Source organism: Salmonella enterica subsp. enterica serovar Typhimurium str. LT2 (genome assembly GCF_000006945.2).
GTDB classification, from domain to species: Bacteria; Pseudomonadota; Gammaproteobacteria; order Enterobacterales; family Enterobacteriaceae; genus Salmonella; species Salmonella enterica.
In genome coordinates this window covers 1010102-1028375 of sequence record NC_003197.2, presented here as the reverse complement: position 1 = coordinate 1028375, position 18274 = coordinate 1010102, and the positions used below count along the sequence as shown (strand labels likewise).

15 protein-coding genes, 1 tRNA gene and 15 other annotated features are annotated in these 18274 nt (G+C 53.1%); of the genes, 10 read left to right on the top strand and 6 right to left on the bottom strand.

The features are described 5' to 3' along the window. The first annotated feature begins 9 nt into the window (after nt 1–9). Nucleotides 10–15 (top strand) — a ribosome-binding site (putative RBS for STM0950; RegulonDB:STMS1H001238). From STM0950 to STM0947, 4 genes are all read left to right on the top strand, one after another. Further along, the gene (locus STM0950; RefSeq protein NP_459926.1) for a homolog of slsA in STM occupies nt 10–694 on the top strand. Within the gene, nt 17–694 belong to an annotated coding region; the region does not span the whole gene. (Overlaps the previous feature by 6 nt.) Nucleotides 695–847: 153 nt before the next feature. Further along, a tRNA-Ser gene (serW, locus tag STM0949) sits at nt 848–932 on the top strand. A 91-nt stretch (nt 933–1023) separates the two neighbouring features. Next, nucleotides 1024–1029: a ribosome-binding site (putative RBS for STM0948; RegulonDB:STMS1H001236), on the top strand. After that, nucleotides 1024–1432 (top strand): putative cytoplasmic protein gene (locus STM0948; protein NP_459925.1). Within the gene, nt 1031–1432 belong to an annotated coding region; the region does not span the whole gene. (Overlaps the previous feature by 6 nt.) 170 nt (nt 1433–1602) lie before the next feature. After that, nucleotides 1603–2286, top strand: a complete 684-nt coding sequence (locus tag STM0947; RefSeq protein ID NP_459924.1) for a putative integrase protein — start codon at nt 1603–1605, stop codon at nt 2284–2286. Between the two features lie 355 nt (nt 2287–2641). Next, nucleotides 2642–3350, bottom strand: a mobile genetic element. Here the strand turns inward: STM0947 and tnpA_1 are convergent. The 3 genes from tnpA_1 to yljA all read right to left on the bottom strand — a co-directional run bounded on the left by tnpA_1 (nt 2749) and on the right by yljA (nt 6026). Continuing rightward, nucleotides 2749–3213 (bottom strand): IS200 transposase gene (gene tnpA_1 / locus STM0946; RefSeq protein NP_459923.1). Within the gene, nt 2749–3207 belong to an annotated coding region; the region does not span the whole gene. It overlaps the preceding feature by 465 nt. Beyond that, nucleotides 3208–3213: a ribosome-binding site (putative RBS for tnpA_1; RegulonDB:STMS1H001235), on the bottom strand. Its footprint lies within the feature at nt 2642–3350 and overlaps the gene before it by 6 nt. Nucleotides 3351–3398: 48 nt before the next feature. After that, nucleotides 3399–5721, bottom strand: a protein-coding gene (gene clpA, locus STM0945) for an ATP-binding subunit of serine protease (protein NP_459922.1). Within the gene, nt 3399–5675 belong to an annotated coding region; the region does not span the whole gene. Beyond that, nucleotides 5679–5684, bottom strand: a ribosome-binding site (putative RBS for clpA; RegulonDB:STMS1H001234). It overlaps the preceding gene by 6 nt. Next, nucleotides 5689–5697 (bottom strand) — a -10 signal (putative -10_signal for clpA; RegulonDB:STMLTH004708). After that, complete coding sequence (gene yljA, locus STM0944) at nt 5706–6026, bottom strand: putative cytoplasmic protein (RefSeq protein NP_459921.1); 321 nt, start codon at nt 6024–6026, stop codon at nt 5706–5708. Before yljA ends, clpA begins: the two co-directional genes overlap by 16 nt. Continuing rightward, nucleotides 5713–5721 (bottom strand) — a -35 signal (putative -35_signal for clpA; RegulonDB:STMLTH004708). Its footprint overlaps the gene before it by 9 nt. Nucleotides 6027–6335: 309 nt before the next feature. Then, nucleotides 6336–6341 (top strand) — a ribosome-binding site (putative RBS for cspD; RegulonDB:STMS1H001233). Between yljA and cspD the strand changes: the two genes are divergently transcribed. Further along, nucleotides 6336–6571, top strand: a protein-coding gene (gene cspD, locus STM0943; protein ID NP_459920.1) for a CspA-like protein but not cold shock induced. Within the gene, nt 6350–6571 belong to an annotated coding region; the region does not span the whole gene. It overlaps the preceding feature by 6 nt. Before the next feature lie 129 nt (nt 6572–6700). Here cspD and ybjZ read toward each other — a convergent pair. Together ybjZ and ybjY are read right to left on the bottom strand one after the other, a co-directional pair. Continuing rightward, the gene (ybjZ, locus tag STM0942; protein ID NP_459919.1) for a putative ABC superfamily (atp&memb) transport protein occupies nt 6701–8660 on the bottom strand. Within the gene, nt 6701–8647 belong to an annotated coding region; the region does not span the whole gene. Continuing rightward, the gene (ybjY, locus tag STM0941) for a hypothetical protein (RefSeq protein NP_459918.1) occupies nt 8644–9772 on the bottom strand. Within the gene, nt 8644–9762 belong to an annotated coding region; the region does not span the whole gene. Before ybjY ends, ybjZ begins: the two co-directional genes overlap by 17 nt. Then, nucleotides 8655–8660 (bottom strand) — a ribosome-binding site (putative RBS for ybjZ; RegulonDB:STMS1H001232). It overlaps the preceding gene by 6 nt. Then, nucleotides 9767–9772: a ribosome-binding site (putative RBS for ybjY; RegulonDB:STMS1H001231), on the bottom strand. (Lies within the gene ybjY.) A 117-nt stretch (nt 9773–9889) precedes the next feature. On the opposite strand from ybjY, the gene ybjX reads away from it, so the two are divergent. Beyond that, the gene (gene ybjX / locus STM0940) at nt 9890–10858 is read left to right on the top strand and encodes a homolog of virK (RefSeq protein NP_459917.1); all 969 of its coding nucleotides are present in this window, start codon (nt 9890–9892) and stop codon (nt 10856–10858) included. Here ybjX and ybjD read toward each other — a convergent pair. Then, the gene (gene ybjD / locus STM0939) for a homology with RecF protein (protein NP_459916.2) occupies nt 10855–12521 on the bottom strand. Within the gene, nt 10855–12513 belong to an annotated coding region; the region does not span the whole gene. The genes ybjX and ybjD overlap by 4 nt on opposite strands. Further along, nucleotides 12516–12521 (bottom strand) — a ribosome-binding site (putative RBS for ybjD; RegulonDB:STMS1H001230). It overlaps the preceding gene by 6 nt. A gap of 177 nt (nt 12522–12698) precedes the next feature. Further along, nucleotides 12699–12704 (top strand) — a ribosome-binding site (putative RBS for ybjE; RegulonDB:STMS1H001229). Between ybjD and ybjE the strand changes: the two genes are divergently transcribed. The 4 genes from ybjE to poxB all read left to right on the top strand — a co-directional run bounded on the left by ybjE (nt 12699) and on the right by poxB (nt 18266). Beyond that, the gene (gene ybjE, locus STM0938; protein ID NP_459915.1) for a putative inner membrane protein occupies nt 12699–13614 on the top strand. Within the gene, nt 12715–13614 belong to an annotated coding region; the region does not span the whole gene. It overlaps the preceding feature by 6 nt. Nucleotides 13615–13746: 132 nt before the next feature. Continuing rightward, nucleotides 13747–13752, top strand: a ribosome-binding site (putative RBS for hcp; RegulonDB:STMS1H001228). Beyond that, nucleotides 13747–15410 (top strand): hybrid cluster protein gene (hcp, locus tag STM0937; protein NP_459914.1). Within the gene, nt 13758–15410 belong to an annotated coding region; the region does not span the whole gene. Its footprint overlaps the feature before it by 6 nt. Next, nucleotides 15409–15414: a ribosome-binding site (putative RBS for hcr; RegulonDB:STMS1H001227), on the top strand. (Overlaps the previous gene by 2 nt.) Then, nucleotides 15409–16390, top strand: a protein-coding gene (gene hcr, locus STM0936) for an NADH oxidoreductase for hcp gene product (RefSeq protein NP_459913.1). Within the gene, nt 15419–16390 belong to an annotated coding region; the region does not span the whole gene. Its footprint overlaps the feature before it by 6 nt. Before hcp ends, hcr begins: the two co-directional genes overlap by 2 nt. A gap of 141 nt (nt 16391–16531) precedes the next feature. Beyond that, nucleotides 16532–16537, top strand: a ribosome-binding site (putative RBS for poxB; RegulonDB:STMS1H001226). Beyond that, nucleotides 16532–18266 (top strand): pyruvate dehydrogenase/oxidase FAD and thiamine PPi cofactors, cytoplasmic in absence of cofactors gene (gene poxB / locus STM0935; protein ID NP_459912.1). Within the gene, nt 16548–18266 belong to an annotated coding region; the region does not span the whole gene. Its footprint overlaps the feature before it by 6 nt. Nucleotides 18267–18274 lie beyond the last annotated feature (8 nt).

Below are 18274 nucleotides of genomic sequence, written 5' to 3'. Positions count from 1 at the left end.
CATGAAGGAGAATACGATGTCAAGTCCTGCTAATTTTAATGGTTTGCGCCCGGTAATTGATGTTAACGATTCCGTGATGCTTTTAATCGATCATCAAAGCGGTCTTTTCCAGACCGTAGGCGATATGCCAATGCCGGAATTACGCGCTCGCGCCGCGGCGTTGGCGAAGATGGCGACGTTAGCGAAAATGCCGGTCATTACCACGGCATCCGTACCGCAAGGTCCGAACGGCCCTCTGATCCCGGAGATCCACGCTAATGCGCCACATGCGCAGTACATTGCGCGCAAAGGTGAAATTAACGCCTGGGATAACGAAGATTTCGTTAAGGCGGTAAAAGCGACGGGTCGTAAGACGCTGATCATTGCCGGGACGATTACCAGCGTGTGCATGGCATTCCCGGCCATTAGCGCGGTAGCGGAAGGTTATAAGGTATTTGCCGTGATCGACGCATCCGGTACCTACAGTAAGATGGCGCAGGAGATCACCCTGGCGCGTATCGTACAGGCTGGCGTCGTACCGATGGATACTGCCGCAGTCGCCTCTGAGCTGCAAGGCACCTGGAACCGTGAAGACGCCGCCGCGTGGGCCGACGTTTATACTCAGGTATTCCCGGCCTATCAACTGCTGATAGAAAGCTACAGCAAAGCGCAGGATGTGGTGAAAAACAACGAAATGTTGGATTCACAGCGTTAATTTGCCTCCCCGCGCCAGTTTGGGCGGGGATTATGTCTATTGCATGAGCAAACGACAGTGAATATGTAAATTCTGCTTGACCGTTTTAGCGCAACTCCCTATAGTAGCGCCCCGTTGCCCCCCAAGTGGTCAGGCAGCAATACAATATGGTGAGGTGTCCGAGTGGCTGAAGGAGCACGCCTGGAAAGTGTGTATACGGCAACGTATCGGGGGTTCGAATCCCCCCCTCACCGCCATATTCAAGAAAGAGCTCGTACGAAAGTACGGGCTTTTTTTTCACATATGACCCGTCCTGAATAGCGTTGACACGTTCCAGACTTAAATCCGGAGAACGTGATGATGACTGAGTTCAAACGCACCCAACGCGATTATCCTCTATCCTTTAAAATAGCCGTCGTTGAGCAGGTCGAAAAAGGCGAGATGACCTATAAACAGGCCCAGCAGCGATATGGCATTCAGGGGCGCTCCACCGTACTTGTCTGGCTGCGTAAATATGGCCGGCTTGACTGGAGACCCGGACTTCCTGACCTGGTGAAGAGGAAACTGCCTGTGGCTCAGACAACTATCCCGCTGACACCCGAGCAAAGAATCAGGGAACTTGAAGAACAGCTTGAGCTGGCAAACCAGAAAGCTGAGTTTTTTGAGTCCGTTATCAACGTCCTGAAAAATGATTACGGGGTAAGTGTTGTAAAAAAGCGGCCCGGCAAGTCCTCACGCAAAGTCAGGCCCCCAAAATAACAGTTACGCGTGCATGTCAGTTCCTGGGGCACAGCAGACAGGCGTGGTACCAGTACAATACAAGATGTAATAAACGGCAGGAGCATCATGCTCAGGTTCTTGATTTTGTTGCCCGTACCCGGTGCCGCCAGCCGCGAATCGGTACGCGTAAACTGCACTATCTGCTGAACATGCAGGCCGATAAAACGCTGAATATCGGACGGGACCGTCTGTTTAATCTGCTGGGTGAATACCGGCTCCTGGTACCCGTGAAACGGGCATATCACAAAACCACCAACAGCCATCATCGCTTTTACCGGCATCCTAATCTGCTGAAACCCGGCCCTGAACAGGTTACCGCCCTTGAGCCAGAGCAGGTCTGGGTCGCCGATATTACTTACCTTCCACTACGCAGCGGCACGGCCTGTCTGAGTCTGGTCACCGATGCCTGCTCCAGAAAAATCGTGGGTTACCATGTCGGGGAAAACCTGCAGACAGAAAATGTGGTAAAGGCGTTCAGGCAGGCTCTGAGGCGGAGAAAAACGACAGGTCCGCTGGTACATCACTCTGACAGAGGACTGCAATACTGTTCGGTACTTTATCAGTCAGTTCATGAGCGAAACGGAATAACCTGTTCAATGACCGATGGTTACGACTGCTACCAGAATGCGCTGGCTGAGAGAATAAACGGGATACTGAAAAATGAGTTTTTACTCTCGCGTCCTGCAGACCTGGAGCAAGCGCGGGAAATAGTAAAAGAGTCCGTGGCAATTTATAACCATGAACGGCCACACCTGGCCCTGAAATACAAAACGCCCGATGATGTTCATCAGGCGTTTTACAGACAAAAAACTGTCAACCTATATCAGGACTAGTCAATAAAGCCACCCTACAGGGGGGATGAGAACACCCGACCGGGGTTCGACACAAAAACGCCGGGAGCGTTTTTGAACAGAGCTTGCTCTGGCCCCGAAGGGGCGAGGCCCAGGGATGGGCTGAGTAGCGGCGCAGCCAGTTGGACAAACGACGAGCCTGCGAGGAGACTGCCCGAAGGGCGAGCGCAGCGAGTCAATCCCCCCTCACCGCCATATTCAAGAAAGAGTTCGTACGAAAGTACGGACTTTTTTTCGCATTTGACCCGTCGATTACCGGATGATGACGCAATTTACAAGCGCCTTATCCGCCTACCGCGAGCACAACGCTATCAGGCTAACTATTATCCGGCGTAAATAAATATCCTCCGGCATAGCCGGAGGTTTTTCAGATGCGCCTATAAGGCTCTCTTACCAGCCGCGCCCTAACAGGCGCATACGATCTGACATTTGCATCAAACTTCGTTACTTACGGCCCGTAAACGGGCTGCCCGGATACGGGATCGATAATTGCTCACCCATTTTATCCTCTTCAAGCTGGTGCTTTATGTAGTCCTGTATCTTCGCCGTGTTCTTACCCACCGTATCGACATAGTACCCTCTGCACCAGAACTCCCTGTTCCTGTATTTGAATTTTAGATCCCCAAACTGCTCGTAAAGCATCAGACTACTTTTACCCTTCAGATATCCCATGAAACTCGACACACTCATCTTCGGCGGGATCTCCAGAAGCATGTGAATATGATCTGCACAACATTCTGCTTCCAGAATTCGTACGTTTTTCCATTCACACAATTTTCTTAATATGCTGCCTACTGCCCTACGCTTCTCTCCATAGAACGCTTGTCTTCGGTATTTGGGCGCGAAAACTATGTGATATTTACAGTTCCATCGGGTGTGCGCTAAGCTCTTTTCGTCCCCCATTGGGACCCCCTTTTGATTTCTTGTTGAACTTTTGCAGTTGCCAGACCGCAAGATGTTTTAACAAATCAAAAGGGGTTTTAATAACTGGCTTAAAGCTGAAAGCTTTCCGGAACCCCCAGCCTAGCTGGGGGTTTTCCATAGACAAAAAAACCGGGCGCTAAGGCCCGGTTTGTACGACAGTGAAACGAAGATTAGTGCGCGGCTTCCGGCTTGTGCTTTTGCGCACTCTGGAAGTCATACGTCAACGCATTTTTCTCTTTATCCAGCGCGACGGTGACCTGTCCGCCGTCAACCAGCGATCCAAACAACAACTCATTGGCCAGCGGTTTTTTCAGGTTATCCTGAATCACACGCGCCATTGGTCGTGCGCCCATCGCCCGGTCATAGCCCTTTTCCGCCAGCCAGTCGCGCGCTTCCTGACTGACTTCCAGAGAGACGCCTTTCTGATCCAACTGAGCCTGCAACTCGACGATAAACTTATCGACAACCTGATGAATCACCTCGCCAGACAGATGATCGAACCAAATAATGTTGTCGAGACGGTTACGGAACTCCGGCGTAAACACTTTCTTGATCTCGCCCATCGCATCGGTACTGTTGTCCTGATGAATAAGACCAATAGATTTACGTTCGGTTTCTCGCACGCCAGCGTTGGTGGTCATCACCAGCACCACGTTGCGGAAATCCGCCTTGCGGCCGTTGTTATCGGTCAGCGTACCGTTATCCATCACCTGCAGCAGCAGGTTAAAGACATCCGGGTGCGCTTTTTCGATCTCATCCAGCAACAGCACCGCATGAGGATGCTTAATCACCGCATCCGTCAGCAGCCCGCCCTGGTCGAAACCGACGTATCCCGGAGGTGCGCCGATCAAACGGCTCACCGTATGACGCTCCATATATTCAGACATATCGAAGCGCAACAGCTCAATACCCAGCGCTTTTGAAAGCTGTACCGTAACTTCAGTTTTCCCTACGCCAGTTGGCCCGGCGAACAAGAATGAGCCGACAGGTTTATGCTCATGGCCCAGACCCGCACGACTCATCTTAATAGCTTCGGTCAGCGCCTCAATCGCGTTATCCTGGCCGAAGACCAGCATTTTCAGACGATCGCCCAGGTTCTTCAGCGTATCGCGATCGCTCTGCGAGACGCTCTTTTCAGGAATTCGCGCAATTCGCGCCACTACGGACTCAATATCCGCCACGTTGACCGTTTTCTTACGTTTGCTCACCGGCATCAGACGCGCCCGAGCGCCCGCTTCGTCAATCACGTCAATGGCTTTATCCGGCAGATGGCGGTCATTGATATATTTTACCGCCAGCTCGACCGCCGCACGCACCGCTTTCGCGGTATAACGCACGTCGTGGTGCGCTTCGTACTTAGGTTTCAAGCCGTTGATAATTTGCACCGTCTCTTCCACCGAAGGCTCGGTAATATCAATTTTCTGGAAACGGCGCGCTAATGCCCGGTCTTTCTCAAAAATATTGCTGAATTCCTGATAGGTCGTTGAGCCGATCACCCGGATCTTACCGCTGGAAAGCAGCGGTTTAATCAGATTTGCCGCATCCACCTGTCCGCCCGACGCCGCGCCAGCGCCGATAATGGTATGGATTTCATCGATAAACAGGATGCTGTTGGTATCCTGCTCAAGCTGTTTCAGCAACGCCTTAAACCGTTTTTCAAAATCGCCGCGGTATTTGGTGCCCGCCAGCAGCGAACCGATATCCAGCGAGTAAATGGTGCAATCGGCCATCACTTCCGGCACATCGCCCTGCACGATACGCCAGGCCAGCCCTTCGGCAATCGCCGTTTTGCCGACGCCGGATTCCCCTACCAGCAACGGGTTATTTTTACGGCGACGACACAAGACCTGGATCGCGCGTTCCAGTTCTTTTTCACGACCAATCAGCGGATCGATGCCGCCCACGCGAGCAAGTTGGTTAAGATTCGTCGTGAAGTTTTCCATACGTTCCTCCCCGCCAGCTTGTTCGTCGCCAGTTGGCTGATTGCCGAGATCGGAAGATTGGCTCGGTTCGTCTTTTCGCGTCCCGTGAGAAATAAAGTTCACGATATCCAGACGGCTCACTTCATGCTTGCGCAGCAGATAAGCCGCCTGTGATTCCTGTTCGCTAAAGATAGCCACCAGCACATTCGCGCCAGTCACTTCACTACGCCCGGAAGACTGAACGTGGAAGACGGCACGTTGCAGGACACGCTGGAAACTTAACGTCGGCTGCGTATCACGCTCTTCTTCACTGGCAGGCAGTACGGGTGTGGTTTGTTCAATGAAGGCTTCGAGTTCCTGACGGAGCGCCACCAGATCCACGGAGCATGCTTCCAGCGCTTCGCGAGCCGATGGGTTGCTGAGCAGCGCCAGCAACAGATGCTCGACGGTCATAAACTCATGACGGTGCTCGCGCGCTCTGGCGAAAGCCATGTTTAAACTGAGTTCCAGTTCTTGATTGAGCATAGGCACCTCCCCCAATTTTTATACCTGCATTCAGGCTTTTTCCAGCGTACACAGCAACGGATGCTCGTTCTCCCTTGCATACTTGTTCACCATCGCCACTTTGGTTTCCGCCACCTCGGCGGTAAACACGCCGCAGATGGCTTTGCCTTGATAGTGAACTGCAAGCATCAATTGCGTTGCACGTTCTACATCATAAGAAAAGAATTTTTGTAACACGTCAATAACAAACTCCATCGGAGTGTAGTCATCATTGACTAATATCACTTTATACATAGATGGCGGTTTTAGCGCGTCGCGCACGCTATCTTCCACCAACTGGTCAAAATCCAGCCAATCGTTCGTCTTACCCATTGTCAGTCGTCATTATCGGTTACAGTTGTCGGCAGGAAAATCTGCCGCTGACCAGAGTCTATGCACACAATCAATCTACCTCAATTGATAGATAACTAACATCTATCAGTACCATCCGCGACATCTGTCACATTCCCGGCAATAGCGTTAACTGCTTCAAATTTTTGATTCATTTTTACCCGATCCCCCCTGCCTGATGCTTGACGCCTCGCCTGATTTCTCTAAATTGTAATGTCGAGAGTTGGTGAGGTTTTGAACAGCCCCCACTCCGTCACCGGTTCATTCCATCTTACTTATATAAGATTTACGAAGGATGTCGAAGCATGGAAACGGGTACTGTAAAGTGGTTCAACAATGCCAAAGGGTTTGGTTTCATCTGCCCTGAAGGCGGCGGCGAGGATATTTTCGCCCATTATTCCACCATTCAAATGGATGGTTACAGAACGCTTAAAGCCGGACAGTCTGTCCGGTTTGATGTCCACCAGGGGCCAAAAGGCAATCACGCCAGCGTCATCGTGCCCATCGAAGCAGAGGCCGTTGCATAGCTCCTCTGTCTCATTGTGTACATCCAGGAGGCAAAATGCCAGCCCGATCGGCTGGCATTTTTATTTAACGCCAGTGCCTGGTGGCGACACTGTTGCATCTTATCAGGCCGACAAATGACGTCAGCAAGATTACTCCCTTGCCAGCGCATCCACCGGGTCCAGTCGCGCCGCGTTTCTCGCCGGTAGCCAGCCAAACAGTATCCCGGTAAACGTCGAACATAAAAACGCGCTCGCCAGCGCAGTCAGTGAAAAACCGATCTCCCAGCCGGGCAGGAAAAGCTGTAGCATAAATGCGATGAACATCGACAAGCTAATCCCCAGCGCTCCACCAACCAGGCAAACCAGCACCGCTTCAATAAGAAACTGCTGTAGCACATCGCTGGCGCGCGCGCCTACCGCCATACGGATGCCGATTTCACGCGTTCGCTCGGTGACGGAAACCAGCATAATATTCATAACGCCGATGCCGCCGACAACCAGCGAAATGACAGCCACCAGCGTCAGAAATAACTGAAGAGTATAGGTGGTTTTTTCAGCCGTTTTCAGGACGCTGTCCATATTCCAGGTGAAGAAGTCTTTTTTACCGTGGCGTAAGGTGAGCAGGCGAGTAAGCTGCTGTTCAGCCTGATCGCTATCAACGCCATCTTTCACACGAACGGTGATCGAGTTAAGCCATGACTGACCCATTATGCGATCTGACATCGTGCTATAGGGCAACCAAACTTGCAACAGATTGCTATTGCCGTACATGGACGGTTTCTCTTCCGCCACGCCAATAACAATAACCGGCATATTACCCGCCAGCACCACTTCCCCTACGACATTCGCTTTATTTGGAAATAGCTGGCGTCGCGTGTTGGCATCCAGCACCACCACCTGCGCGCGATCCTGTTGCTGTACAGCATTGAAGGTGTTCCCCTCCCTAAAGGACATGCCGTAAACGTTAAAATAATCGCCACTGACGCCATTAGCATTTACGGCAATATCAATATTGCCATAGCGAAGACGTAAGCTCTTTGAAACGCTGGGCGTCGCAGAGTTAACCCACGGCTGTTTCTGAATAGCCACCAGATCGTCATATTTCAGCGCCTGTCGATACTGCGGGTTGTCGTCGCCAAAATCTTTGCCTGGATGAATATCAATCGTGTTAGTGCCCATAGCGCGGATATCCGCCAGTACCATCTGTTTTGCGGCGTCGCCGACCACCACAATCGACACCACCGACGCAATACCGATAATAATTCCCAGCATGGTCAGTAAAGTACGCATTTTGTTAGCGGCCATCGCTAACCACGCCATTGACAGCGCTTCGCGAAAGCTGCTGGCAAATTGCCGCCAGCCGGGAGCCGTATTAACTACGGCAGCGTCAACGCCCTGTTCGCGTTTCTTTTCCTGCGCGGGCGGATTATGGACAATCTTGCCATCGTGAATTTCAATAATCCGCTCCGCCTGGGCGGCAATCAGCGGATCGTGCGTCACAATGATCACCGTATGTCCGCGATCGCGCAGTTGGCGCAAAATCGCCATCACCTCTTCGCCGGAATGGCTATCCAGCGCGCCGGTCGGCTCATCTGCCAGAATCACCTGTCCGCCGTTCATCAGAGCGCGGGCAATACTGACACGCTGCTGCTGTCCGCCAGAAAGCTGTGAAGGCGGGTAATCGACGCGATCGCTTAATCCCAGCCGCAAAAGCAACTCTCTGGCGCGCGCCTGGCGTTTTTTGCGTTCAATGCCGGCGTAGACGGCGGGGATTTCAACATTTTGCGCTGCCGTTAAATGCGACAACAGATGGTAGCGCTGAAAGATAAAGCCAAAATGCTCACGCCGCAGCTGCGCCAGCGCGTCCGGGTCCAGCGTCGAGACGTCCCGCCCCGCCACCCGATAAGTGCCGCTGGTCGGTTTATCCAGGCACCCGAGGATATTCATCAGCGTTGATTTTCCAGAACCGGAAACGCCGACGATCGCCACCATCTCCCCGGCGTGGATTTGCAGGGAGATATCTTTCAACACCGCCACCTGCTCTTCTCCGGAGGGGTAGCTACGACTCACATTGCACAGTTCAAGCAATGCCGTCATGGCGTCGCTCCTGGCCTGCTTTCGCCGATGATCACCTCATCGCCCGCTTCCAGACCTTTAACCACTTCCACGTCTGTATCGTTACGCTCGCCAATGACCACTTCGCGCTCACGTTTTTCGCCGTTACGCAACAGCGCCACTTTATAACGATTGCCGCCCACCGGTTCGCCAAGCGCGGCGAGAGGAATAATCAGCACATTTTTGACATCCATGAGTTGAATATAAACCTGTGCGGTCATATCAAGACGCAAGATTCTTTTGGGATTCGGCACTTCAAACCGGGCGTAATAAAAAATAGCGTCGTTGATCTTTTCCGGCGTCGGCAGAATATCTTTTAAAACGCCTTCATAGCGCGTTTGCGGATCGCCTGCAATGGTGAACCATGCTTTCTGCCCCGCCCGAAGATGGATCACGTCCGCTTCCGAGACCTGCGCTTTTACCAGCATGGTGCTCATATCCGCCAGCGTCAGAATATTGGGCGCCTGCTGAGCTGCAATCACCGTTTGTCCTTGCAGGGTAGTGATTTGCGTCACTTCCCCCGCCATGGGGGCGACAATACGGGTATATTCCAGGTTGGTTTTCGCGGTGTCCAACGAGGCCCGATTACGTTTGATCTGGGCATCTATGGTGCCAATACGCGCCTGTTTAACCGCCATCTCCGTCGCCGCGGTATCCAGATCCTGTTGCGATACCGCCTGAGTCTTAGCTAACTGCTGCTGGCGCGCCAGCGTAACCCGCGCCAGCTTTAACTCAGCGGCTGCCTGCTGACGCTCCGCGTTCAGCTCCATCAGGGTGGCCTCGACCTCTTTTATCTGGTTCTCCGCCTGATCTGGGTCAATCACGCCGAGTAGCTGATCTTTTTTAACGTTATCGCCAATGGAGACCAGCAGCGTTTTCAACTGGCCGCTCACCTGCGCGCCGACATCCACTTTACGCAACGCGTCCAGTTTTCCAGTCGCCAGTACACTCTGTTCAAGATCGCCTGGCCGCACGATTAATGTCTGATAAGTTGGCAGCGGGGCATTTATCATTCGCCAGCCAGCCATCCCCCCCACTAAAAGAATTAAAATAATGACCAGATAACGCTTTTTAAATTTCTTTCCCTTAGCACGCATAGAAACCCTGACGGCAAAATTTTAACCAGAAAGTAAACCGTATCTAAACAAACCTGACGCAATAAAGATAGCGCCGGCTGTATTGACGATTGGTTAATGTTTCCTGTGGTTCAATCTCGACAATCTTATGTCGCGGATTACGATCATGACACAGCTTACAGATAATACCTGGTACACTTCAGATTACATCTCTCCTTTACAATTATTTATTCGTCTGACGCGCGGGCAATTACAGCCAGGAAAATTCTGGCGTAAAGCCAGCTTTCGTCGCAAGTTTTTAATCCGCTCATTAGTCATGCCGCGTGCGACCAGCCAATTACTGACCAATCTCACCCAATGGCCGGAGTTAAATACGTTACTTGCTCGTCAGCCGCGTTTGCCTATTCGGCTACATCGTCCTTATATGGCTGTAAATATTAAACGCGATTTCGCCTTAGATGCGCTGTGTTTTCATTATCAACAGATGCGCCAACTTTTATCGCGGGAACAACAAGTTAGCTATTTAAGTCAGTATGGCCTGAATCTTGCTAAATTTGAAACTAAAACCGGCGAGTTGTTTCAACTTGATTTAGTCAGTCTGGTCTCACTGGATAAAGAAGGTGAAAGCACTATTGTTGTTCGCGACGCACAGTTACGTATTCTGGCAGAGATCACATTTACCCTGTGTCGCTTTAACCAACAACGCACACTATTTATCGGCGGATTACAGGGCGCGGCAAACGACGTCCCTCACGAAATTATCCAGCAGGCGACCAAAGCCTGCCATGGTCTTTTTCCCAAACGCATCGTGATGGAGGCTCTCTGTCAGTTTGCGCAAGTCTTTCAGGCAGAAAAGATTATAGCCGTGAGTAACGATGCGCACGTTTATCGTAGCTGGCGATACATGGATAAAAAGACGCAAATGCATGCCGACTATGACGCGTTTTGGGAATCGTTAGGCGGTGAAAGAATTAAAGGGAATTACTATACGCTGCCGCTGGCGATCGCCCGAAAAAGCGAAGCGGAGATCGCCAGTAAAAAACGGGCCGAGTATCGCCGCCGCTATGCATTACTCGATAGCGTCGTCGAACAGGTTCCGGCCACATTCAAACGCTAATCCGCCCGGCCCCGCGCCAGCCAAACCACGCGCGAGAACATCTTTCTGAACAGCGGCGGCACGGCGTCAATTCCGCGCCGCCCGGCTTCCATCGCGACTTCAATCGCCAAATCCGGCTTTGACGAGCGGTGGATAGCTTTAGTGATAATTTTCCGGGTATTCATCGGCACATTAGGCGGAAGTTGCGCAACCCGGTGAAAAACATCGGCAAAGCCCTGACGATACATAAAATGTTCCATATCCAGCGCAGGCAACGCCGTGAGATGTTCGCGTTCTTCTTCCCGATCGTTATTAAGCAGACTGCGGACCGTCGCGGCATATTTTTTCCCCGCTTCGTCGCCATCCACCAGGACATGCCACTCGATTCCCATACGGCGGGCGAACTTCACCAGCGGTTTCAGGCCAGACTGAGCAAACTCAATGACTTTAATGCCCTCCGCATCAAAATGATGTCCACACTGACGCGCCAGCTCATTAATAACCCAGGTTTCCGTCTCGCCTTCCACCAGTAGCCAGCAACGCGCAAACAGCGACGACGCGCGATTAAAGCGGATATGAAAGGCGATGCGCCGTCCATCTTCCGCGCTTAACCCGCCCGGGCCCAGACGCCAGGCGGCGACGCGGGAAGATTCGCGCACCAGCCGTACGACATGTTCCACCGGCGTTAGCGAAAGCAGTTCGCCTGAGTTGGTTGTCGCTATCCGCTGTAGCGGTAACAGATTGAGCAATTGCCAGGCGACTGAAAGCATAATGGGATGTAAACGGGTTTCCGGATCTTCCACCAGCAGTAATGGTCGTGCGTCTTTATGTAACCGCAGCGTCCCTTTCGCCTGTAACAGCGTGGAGAAAAGCCCCAGCAGGATCACCCGATGCGACCGGCTGCCCGGTTTGTCGATCATCCGATTAATAATATCCAGATAGCGCCAGCTACGCTGCTCATTTTGCGAACGCCGGCGCATGAGTCGGTGACGCGCCTGTCCTGCGCCCTGCTCTGAGAAATAGTGTTCAAGCAGTTGCACCATCGCGGACAGTCCCTGACGAATCTGCCCGTCGGTTAAATTTTGCGGCCGGGTCGCCAGCTCACGCGCCAGAAAATCCAGCTGTCGGGCCGTGACTTCAACATCCGGCACATTGGGCACCGTACCGTTGCGAATACGTCGCATAAAGCGCGCATCGCGCAAACGTAGCACTGGCATCAGACGAACCAGGTGGCGCACCTGATCGTTAATATTTTCCACCAGTAATGGCTGCCCATCGCTATTGAGAAAACTGCGCAGCGTCATCACGCTGCCATCGGCGCCGCATTCGCCCTCTAGCCGATAAAAAATACGGTGAAAATCATCCTCGCAAAGCGACCAGCATGCTTCCAGCGCTCTATAACGACGTACCCGATGCCGCCCTGGCTGCGTTTCGCGAAAAGTCAGAATAATATGCAGGTGATGCTCGCGTCCTTTTATGTCGCCAGGCGGAAACCAGAAATCCTCACGGACAAAATGGTAGAGATCGAGTTCTGGCGACAATAACAGAGTCAGCGCATCCAGCAGGCTGGATTTGCCCCAGGCGTTTTCCCCAATCAGCACGTTGTTTTGCTCCAGCATCAACGACAGTCGGTTGATACCGCGAAATCCTACTATTTCAACGCGTTCGAGAATCATGCTTCCTCCAGAAAAACGTCATCACTCCATAAAATTCACCGCAGTATAACGGCAAATGCGTCCGCCTGGCGTGATATTCCCCCCCTTTGCCTGGGGCAAATGTCTGATAAATGTACGGCTGACGGTGTCGCTTTACTGATAGTCTGGAATTCGGTAGTGTCATGTACGCTATTCAAACAATAAAAAAGGGCCCGGCTGTTCATGTTTTCAGGACTTTTAATCATTCTGGTTCCACTGATTGTGGGCTATCTCATTCCACTGCGACATAAAGCCGCATTACAACTTATTAACCGGCTACTGAGCTGGATCGTGTACCTTATTCTCTTTTTTATGGGAATAAGCCTGGCGTTTTTGGATAACCTCGCCAGTAATCTGGTGGCGATTTTTCATTATTCCGCCGTCAGTATTACGATTATTTTATTGTGTAATATCGCCGCCTTATTGTGGCTGGAACGTATCCTCCCGTGGCGTCACCATCATCAGCAGGAAAAACTGCCTTCACGTATTGCCATGGCGCTGGAGTCGCTGCAACTGTGCGGCGTAGTGGTATTGGGGTTTGTCATCGGCCTGAGCGGACTCTCTGTTTTACAGCACGCCACCGAAGCCAGTGAATATACGCTGATCTTTTTATTGTTCCTGGTGGGGATTCAGCTACGAAATAGCGGCATGACCTTAAAGCAAATTGTGCTTAACCGCCGGGGAATGATGGTCGCGGTCGTTGTCGTGGCAAGCTCATTACTGGGCGGCGTGATTAATGCGTTTATCCTGGACTTACCGCTAAAAACCGCCCTGGCGATGGCGTCAGGTTTCGGCTGGTACTCTCTTTCCGGTATTTTGCTGACGGAGTCGTTTGGACCGGTTATCGGCAGCGCGGCATTTTTTAACGATCTGGCCCGCGAGCTCTTAGCCATTATGCTTATTCCCGGTCTGGTTCGCCGCAGCCGTTCAACGGCGTTGGGCCTGTGCGGAGCGACTTCAATGGACTTTACGTTGCCGGTATTACAGCGCTCCGGCGGCGTAGAGATTGTTCCGGCGGCTATCGTACATGGCTTTATCCTCAGCCTGCTGGTCCCCCTCTTAATGGCGTTCTTCTCGGCCTGATACCTCTTTGGCGGTAGGCATCTGCCGCCAAAATTGCGCTAAATCAATCTCCCTGCACATTATGGCAGAAATCCCTTTTATCCCTTTGTTCACAGGCATAACCTTAAACATGTATATTAAATATAACTTTAAAAGGTGTGACCATGTTTTGTGTGCAATGTGAACAAACCATCCGTACACCAGCCGGAAACGGCTGCTCCTACGCGCAGGGAATGTGCGGTAAAACAGCTGAAACGTCCGATCTGCAGGATCTGCTGATTGCGGCTTTGCAAGGTTTGTCTGCCTGGGCGGTGAAGGCCCGTGAATATGGCATCATTAATCACGACGTTGATAACTTTGCGCCGCGCGCGTTTTTCTCCACGCTGACCAACGTTAACTTCGACTCTCCGCGTATCGTCGGCTACGCCCGTGAAGCGATTGCCTTGCGTGAAGCGTTGAAAGCGCAGTGCCTGAGCGTGGATGCCAATGCGCATTGCGACAATCCGATGGCCGATCTGCAACTGGTCAGCGACGATCTGGGCGACCTGCAACGTCAGGCGGCGGAATTTACCCCGAATAAAGACAAAGCCGCCATTGGCGAGAACATCCTCGGCCTGCGTCTGCTGTGCCTGTACGGTCTGAAAGGCGCGGCGGCGTATATGGAGCACGCGCACGTTCTCGGTCAATACGACAACGACATTTACGCGCAGTACCACAAAATCATGGCCTGGCTGGGCACCTGGCCTGCTGACATGAACGCGCTGCTGGAGTGCGCAATGGAAATCGGCCAGATGAACTTCAAAGTGATGAGCATTCTGGACGCCGGTGAAACCACCAAATACGGTCACCCTACGCCGACTCAGGTCAACGTCAAAGCGACTGAAGGCAAGTGCATTCTGATCTCCGGTCACGATCTGAAAGATCTCTACAACCTGCTGGAGCAGACCGAAGGCACCGGCGTTAACGTCTACACTCACGGTGAAATGCTGCCCGCACACGGCTATCCGGAACTGCGTAAATTCAAGCATCTGGTCGGTAACTACGGCAGCGGCTGGCAGAATCAGCAGGTCGAATTCGCCCGCTTCCCTGGCCCAATCGTGATGACTTCTAACTGCATTATCGACCCGACCGTGGGCAGCTATGACGACCGTATCTGGACCCGTAGCATCGTCGGCTGGCCGGGCGTTAGCCATCTTGAAGGCGATGACTTCGGGCCGGTCATTGCCCAGGCGCAGCAAATGGCGGGCTTCCCGTATAGCGAAATTCCGCATATCATCACCGTCGGTTTTGGCCGTCAGACCCTGCTCGGCGCTGCCGATACGCTCATCGATCTGGTCAGCCGTGAAAAACTGCGTCACATCTTCCTAGTCGGCGGCTGTGACGGCGCGCGCGGCGAGCGTAACTACTTTACCGATTTCGCCACCAGCGTGCCGGATGACTGCCTGATCCTGACCCTGGCGTGCGGTAAATACCGTTTCAACAAACTGGAGTTCGGCGACATCGAAGGGCTGCCGCGTCTGGTCGATGCCGGTCAGTGTAACGATGCTTACTCCGCAATTATCCTGGCGGTGACGCTGGCGGAAAAACTGGGCTGCGGCGTCAACGATCTGCCGCTATCGCTGGTGCTCTCCTGGTTTGAGCAGAAAGCGATCGTGATTCTGCTGACGCTGCTGTCATTAGGCGTGAAAAATATTGTCACCGGGCCGACCGCGCCGGGCTTCTTCACGCCGGATCTGCTGGCTATCCTCAACGAGAAGTTCGGTCTGCGTTCCGTGACCACCGTTGAAGAAGACATGAAGCAATTGCTGAGCGCGTAAGGAGGTCAATGATGACGATGCCAACCTCACAGTGTCCCTGGCGAATGCAGGTGCATCACATCCGTCAGGAGACGCCGGATGTATGGACAATTGCGCTATTATGCCATGACTACTACCCTTACCGCGCCGGGCAGTATGCGCTGGTGAGCGTGCGCAATTCAGCGGAAACGCTGCGCGCCTACACCCTTTCGTCTACGCCGGGCGTCAGTGAATATATTACGCTGACCGTTCGTCGGATTGACGATGGCACGGGTTCGCAGTGGTTGACCCATGACATCAAGCGCGGCGATTACATCTGGCTGTCTGATGCAATGGGCGATTTTACCTGTGACGATAAAACAGAAGATAAGTTTCTGCTGCTCGCCGCCGGTTGTGGCGTAACGCCAATCATGTCGATGCGTCGCTGGCTGGCGAAATACCGCCCGCAGGCCGACGTGCAGGTCATCTTTAACGTCCGTTCGCCGGATGATGTGATTTTTGCCGACGAGTGGCGACAGTATCCGGTCACGCTAGTGGCGGAAAATCATGCCACGGAAGGTTTTATCGCGGGCCGTCTGACCACGGAATTGTTACAGAGCGTACCGGATTTGGCATCGCGCACCGTGATGACCTGCGGCCCGGCGCCCTATATGGATTTCGTCGAACAGGGAGTGAAAGCGCTTGGCGTAACGCGCTTCTTTAAAGAGAAGTTCTTCACGCCGGTGGCGGAAACGGCAACCAGCGGCCTGAAATTCACCAAGCTACAGCCAGCGCAGGAATTTTATGCCCCGATCGGTACGACGCTGTTGGAGGCGCTGGAGAGTAATAAAGTACCGGTTGCCGCTGCCTGTCGGGCAGGTGTTTGCGGCTGCTGTAAAACCAAAGTCGTTTCCGGCGACTATACGGTGAGTAGCACCATGACGCTGAGCGAGGCGGAGATTGCCGAAGGTTACGTACTGGCCTGCTCCTGCCATCCGCAGGGCGATCTTGTTCTCGCATAATCGGTAAACGTTCCATCGTAGGCCCGGTAAGCGTCAGCGCCACCGGGCGATTTACCACTCGCTTCATCCTTTCGCCCCTCTCTCCGCCAAAGAAAAACGTCATCGTCATCTTCAACTAAACTTGTAACCGTTATCACATTTAAGGAGATGGAGAACCATGAAACAAACCGTTGCTGCTTTTATCGCCAAAACGCTGGAACAGGCTGGCGTAAAACAAATCTGGGGCGTCACTGGCGACTCCCTGAACGGCCTGAGCGATAGTCTTAATCGTATGGGAACCATTGAATGGATGCCAACCCGCCACGAAGAGGTCGCCGCTTTCGCCGCCGGCGCACAAGCGCAGCTTACCGGCGAGCTGGCAGTGTGCGCCGGTTCATGTGGACCGGGCAACCTGCACCTGATCAATGGCCTGTTTGATTGCCACCGTAACCACGTCCCTGTTCTGGCGATCGCCGCCCATATTCCGTCCAGTGAAATCGGCAGCGGTTATTTCCAGGAGACCCACCCGCAGGAGTTGTTCCGTGAATGCAGCCACTATTGCGAGTTGGTTTCCAGCCCGGAGCAGATCCCGCAGGTACTCGCCATCGCTATGCGCAAAGCGGTGTTAAATCGCGGCGTCTCCGTGGTCGTACTGCCGGGTGACGTGGCGCTGAAACCCGCGCCTGAAAACGCCGTCACCCATTGGTACCATGCCCCGCTCCCCGTCGTCACGCCGGCGGAGGAAGAGCTGAAAAAACTGGCGCAACTGCTGCGCTACTCCAGCAATATCGCATTGATGTGCGGTAGCGGCTGCGCGGGCGCGCATGAGGAGTTGGTCGCGTTGGCGGCAAAACTAAAAGCGCCAATCGTTCATGCCCTGCGCGGCAAAGAGCACGTTGAGTACGATAACCCTTATGATGTGGGAATGACCGGCCTGATTGGCTTCTCTTCTGGCTTCCACACCATGATGAACGCCGATACGCTGATCCTGCTCGGCACCCAGTTCCCCTATCGCGCCTTTTATCCGAGCGATGCCAAAATCATTCAGATTGACATCAACCCGGGCAGTATTGGCGCGCACAGCAAAGTCGACATGGCGCTAGTGGGCGATATTAAAGCCACGCTTCGCGCCCTGCTGCCGCTGGTGGAAGAAAAAAGCAATCGTAAATTCCTCGATAAAGCTCTGGAGCACTATCGGGACGCCCGTAAGGGACTTGATGACTTAGCCAAACTCAGCGATAAAGCCATCCACCCACAATATCTGGCGCAACAAATTAGTCATTTCGCCGCTGACGACGCTATTTTTACCTGCGATGTCGGCACGCCGACCGTCTGGGCGGCCCGCTATCTAAAAATGAACGGCAAGCGCCGCCTGCTGGGCTCGTTTAACCACGGGTCAATGGCCAACGCTATGCCGCAGGCGCTCGGCGCTCAGGCTACCGCGCCGGGTCGTCAGGTTATCGCGATGTGCGGTGATGGCGGCTTCAGTATGCTGATGGGCGATTTTCTCTCGGTGGTACAGATGAAGCTGCCGATAAAAATCGTCGTCTTTAATAACAGCGTGCTGGGCTTTGTGGCGATGGAAATGAAAGCCGGCGGCTACCTTACCGACGGTACCGAACTGCACGACACCAATTTCGCGCGTATCGCCGAAGCCTGCGGCATTACCGGTATTCGCGTGGAAAAAGCCGCAGACGTGGACGGTGCGCTACAGCGCGCGTTTTCCATTGACGGCCCGGTACTGGTTGACGTGGTCGTGGCAAAAGAAGAGCTGGCGATCCCGCCGCAGATCAAACTGGAACAAGCGAAAGGCTTTAGCCTGTACATGCTACGCGCCATTATTAGCGGCCGCGGCGATGAAGTGATCGAACTGGCGAAAACGAACTGGCTAAGGTAAAACAGTGC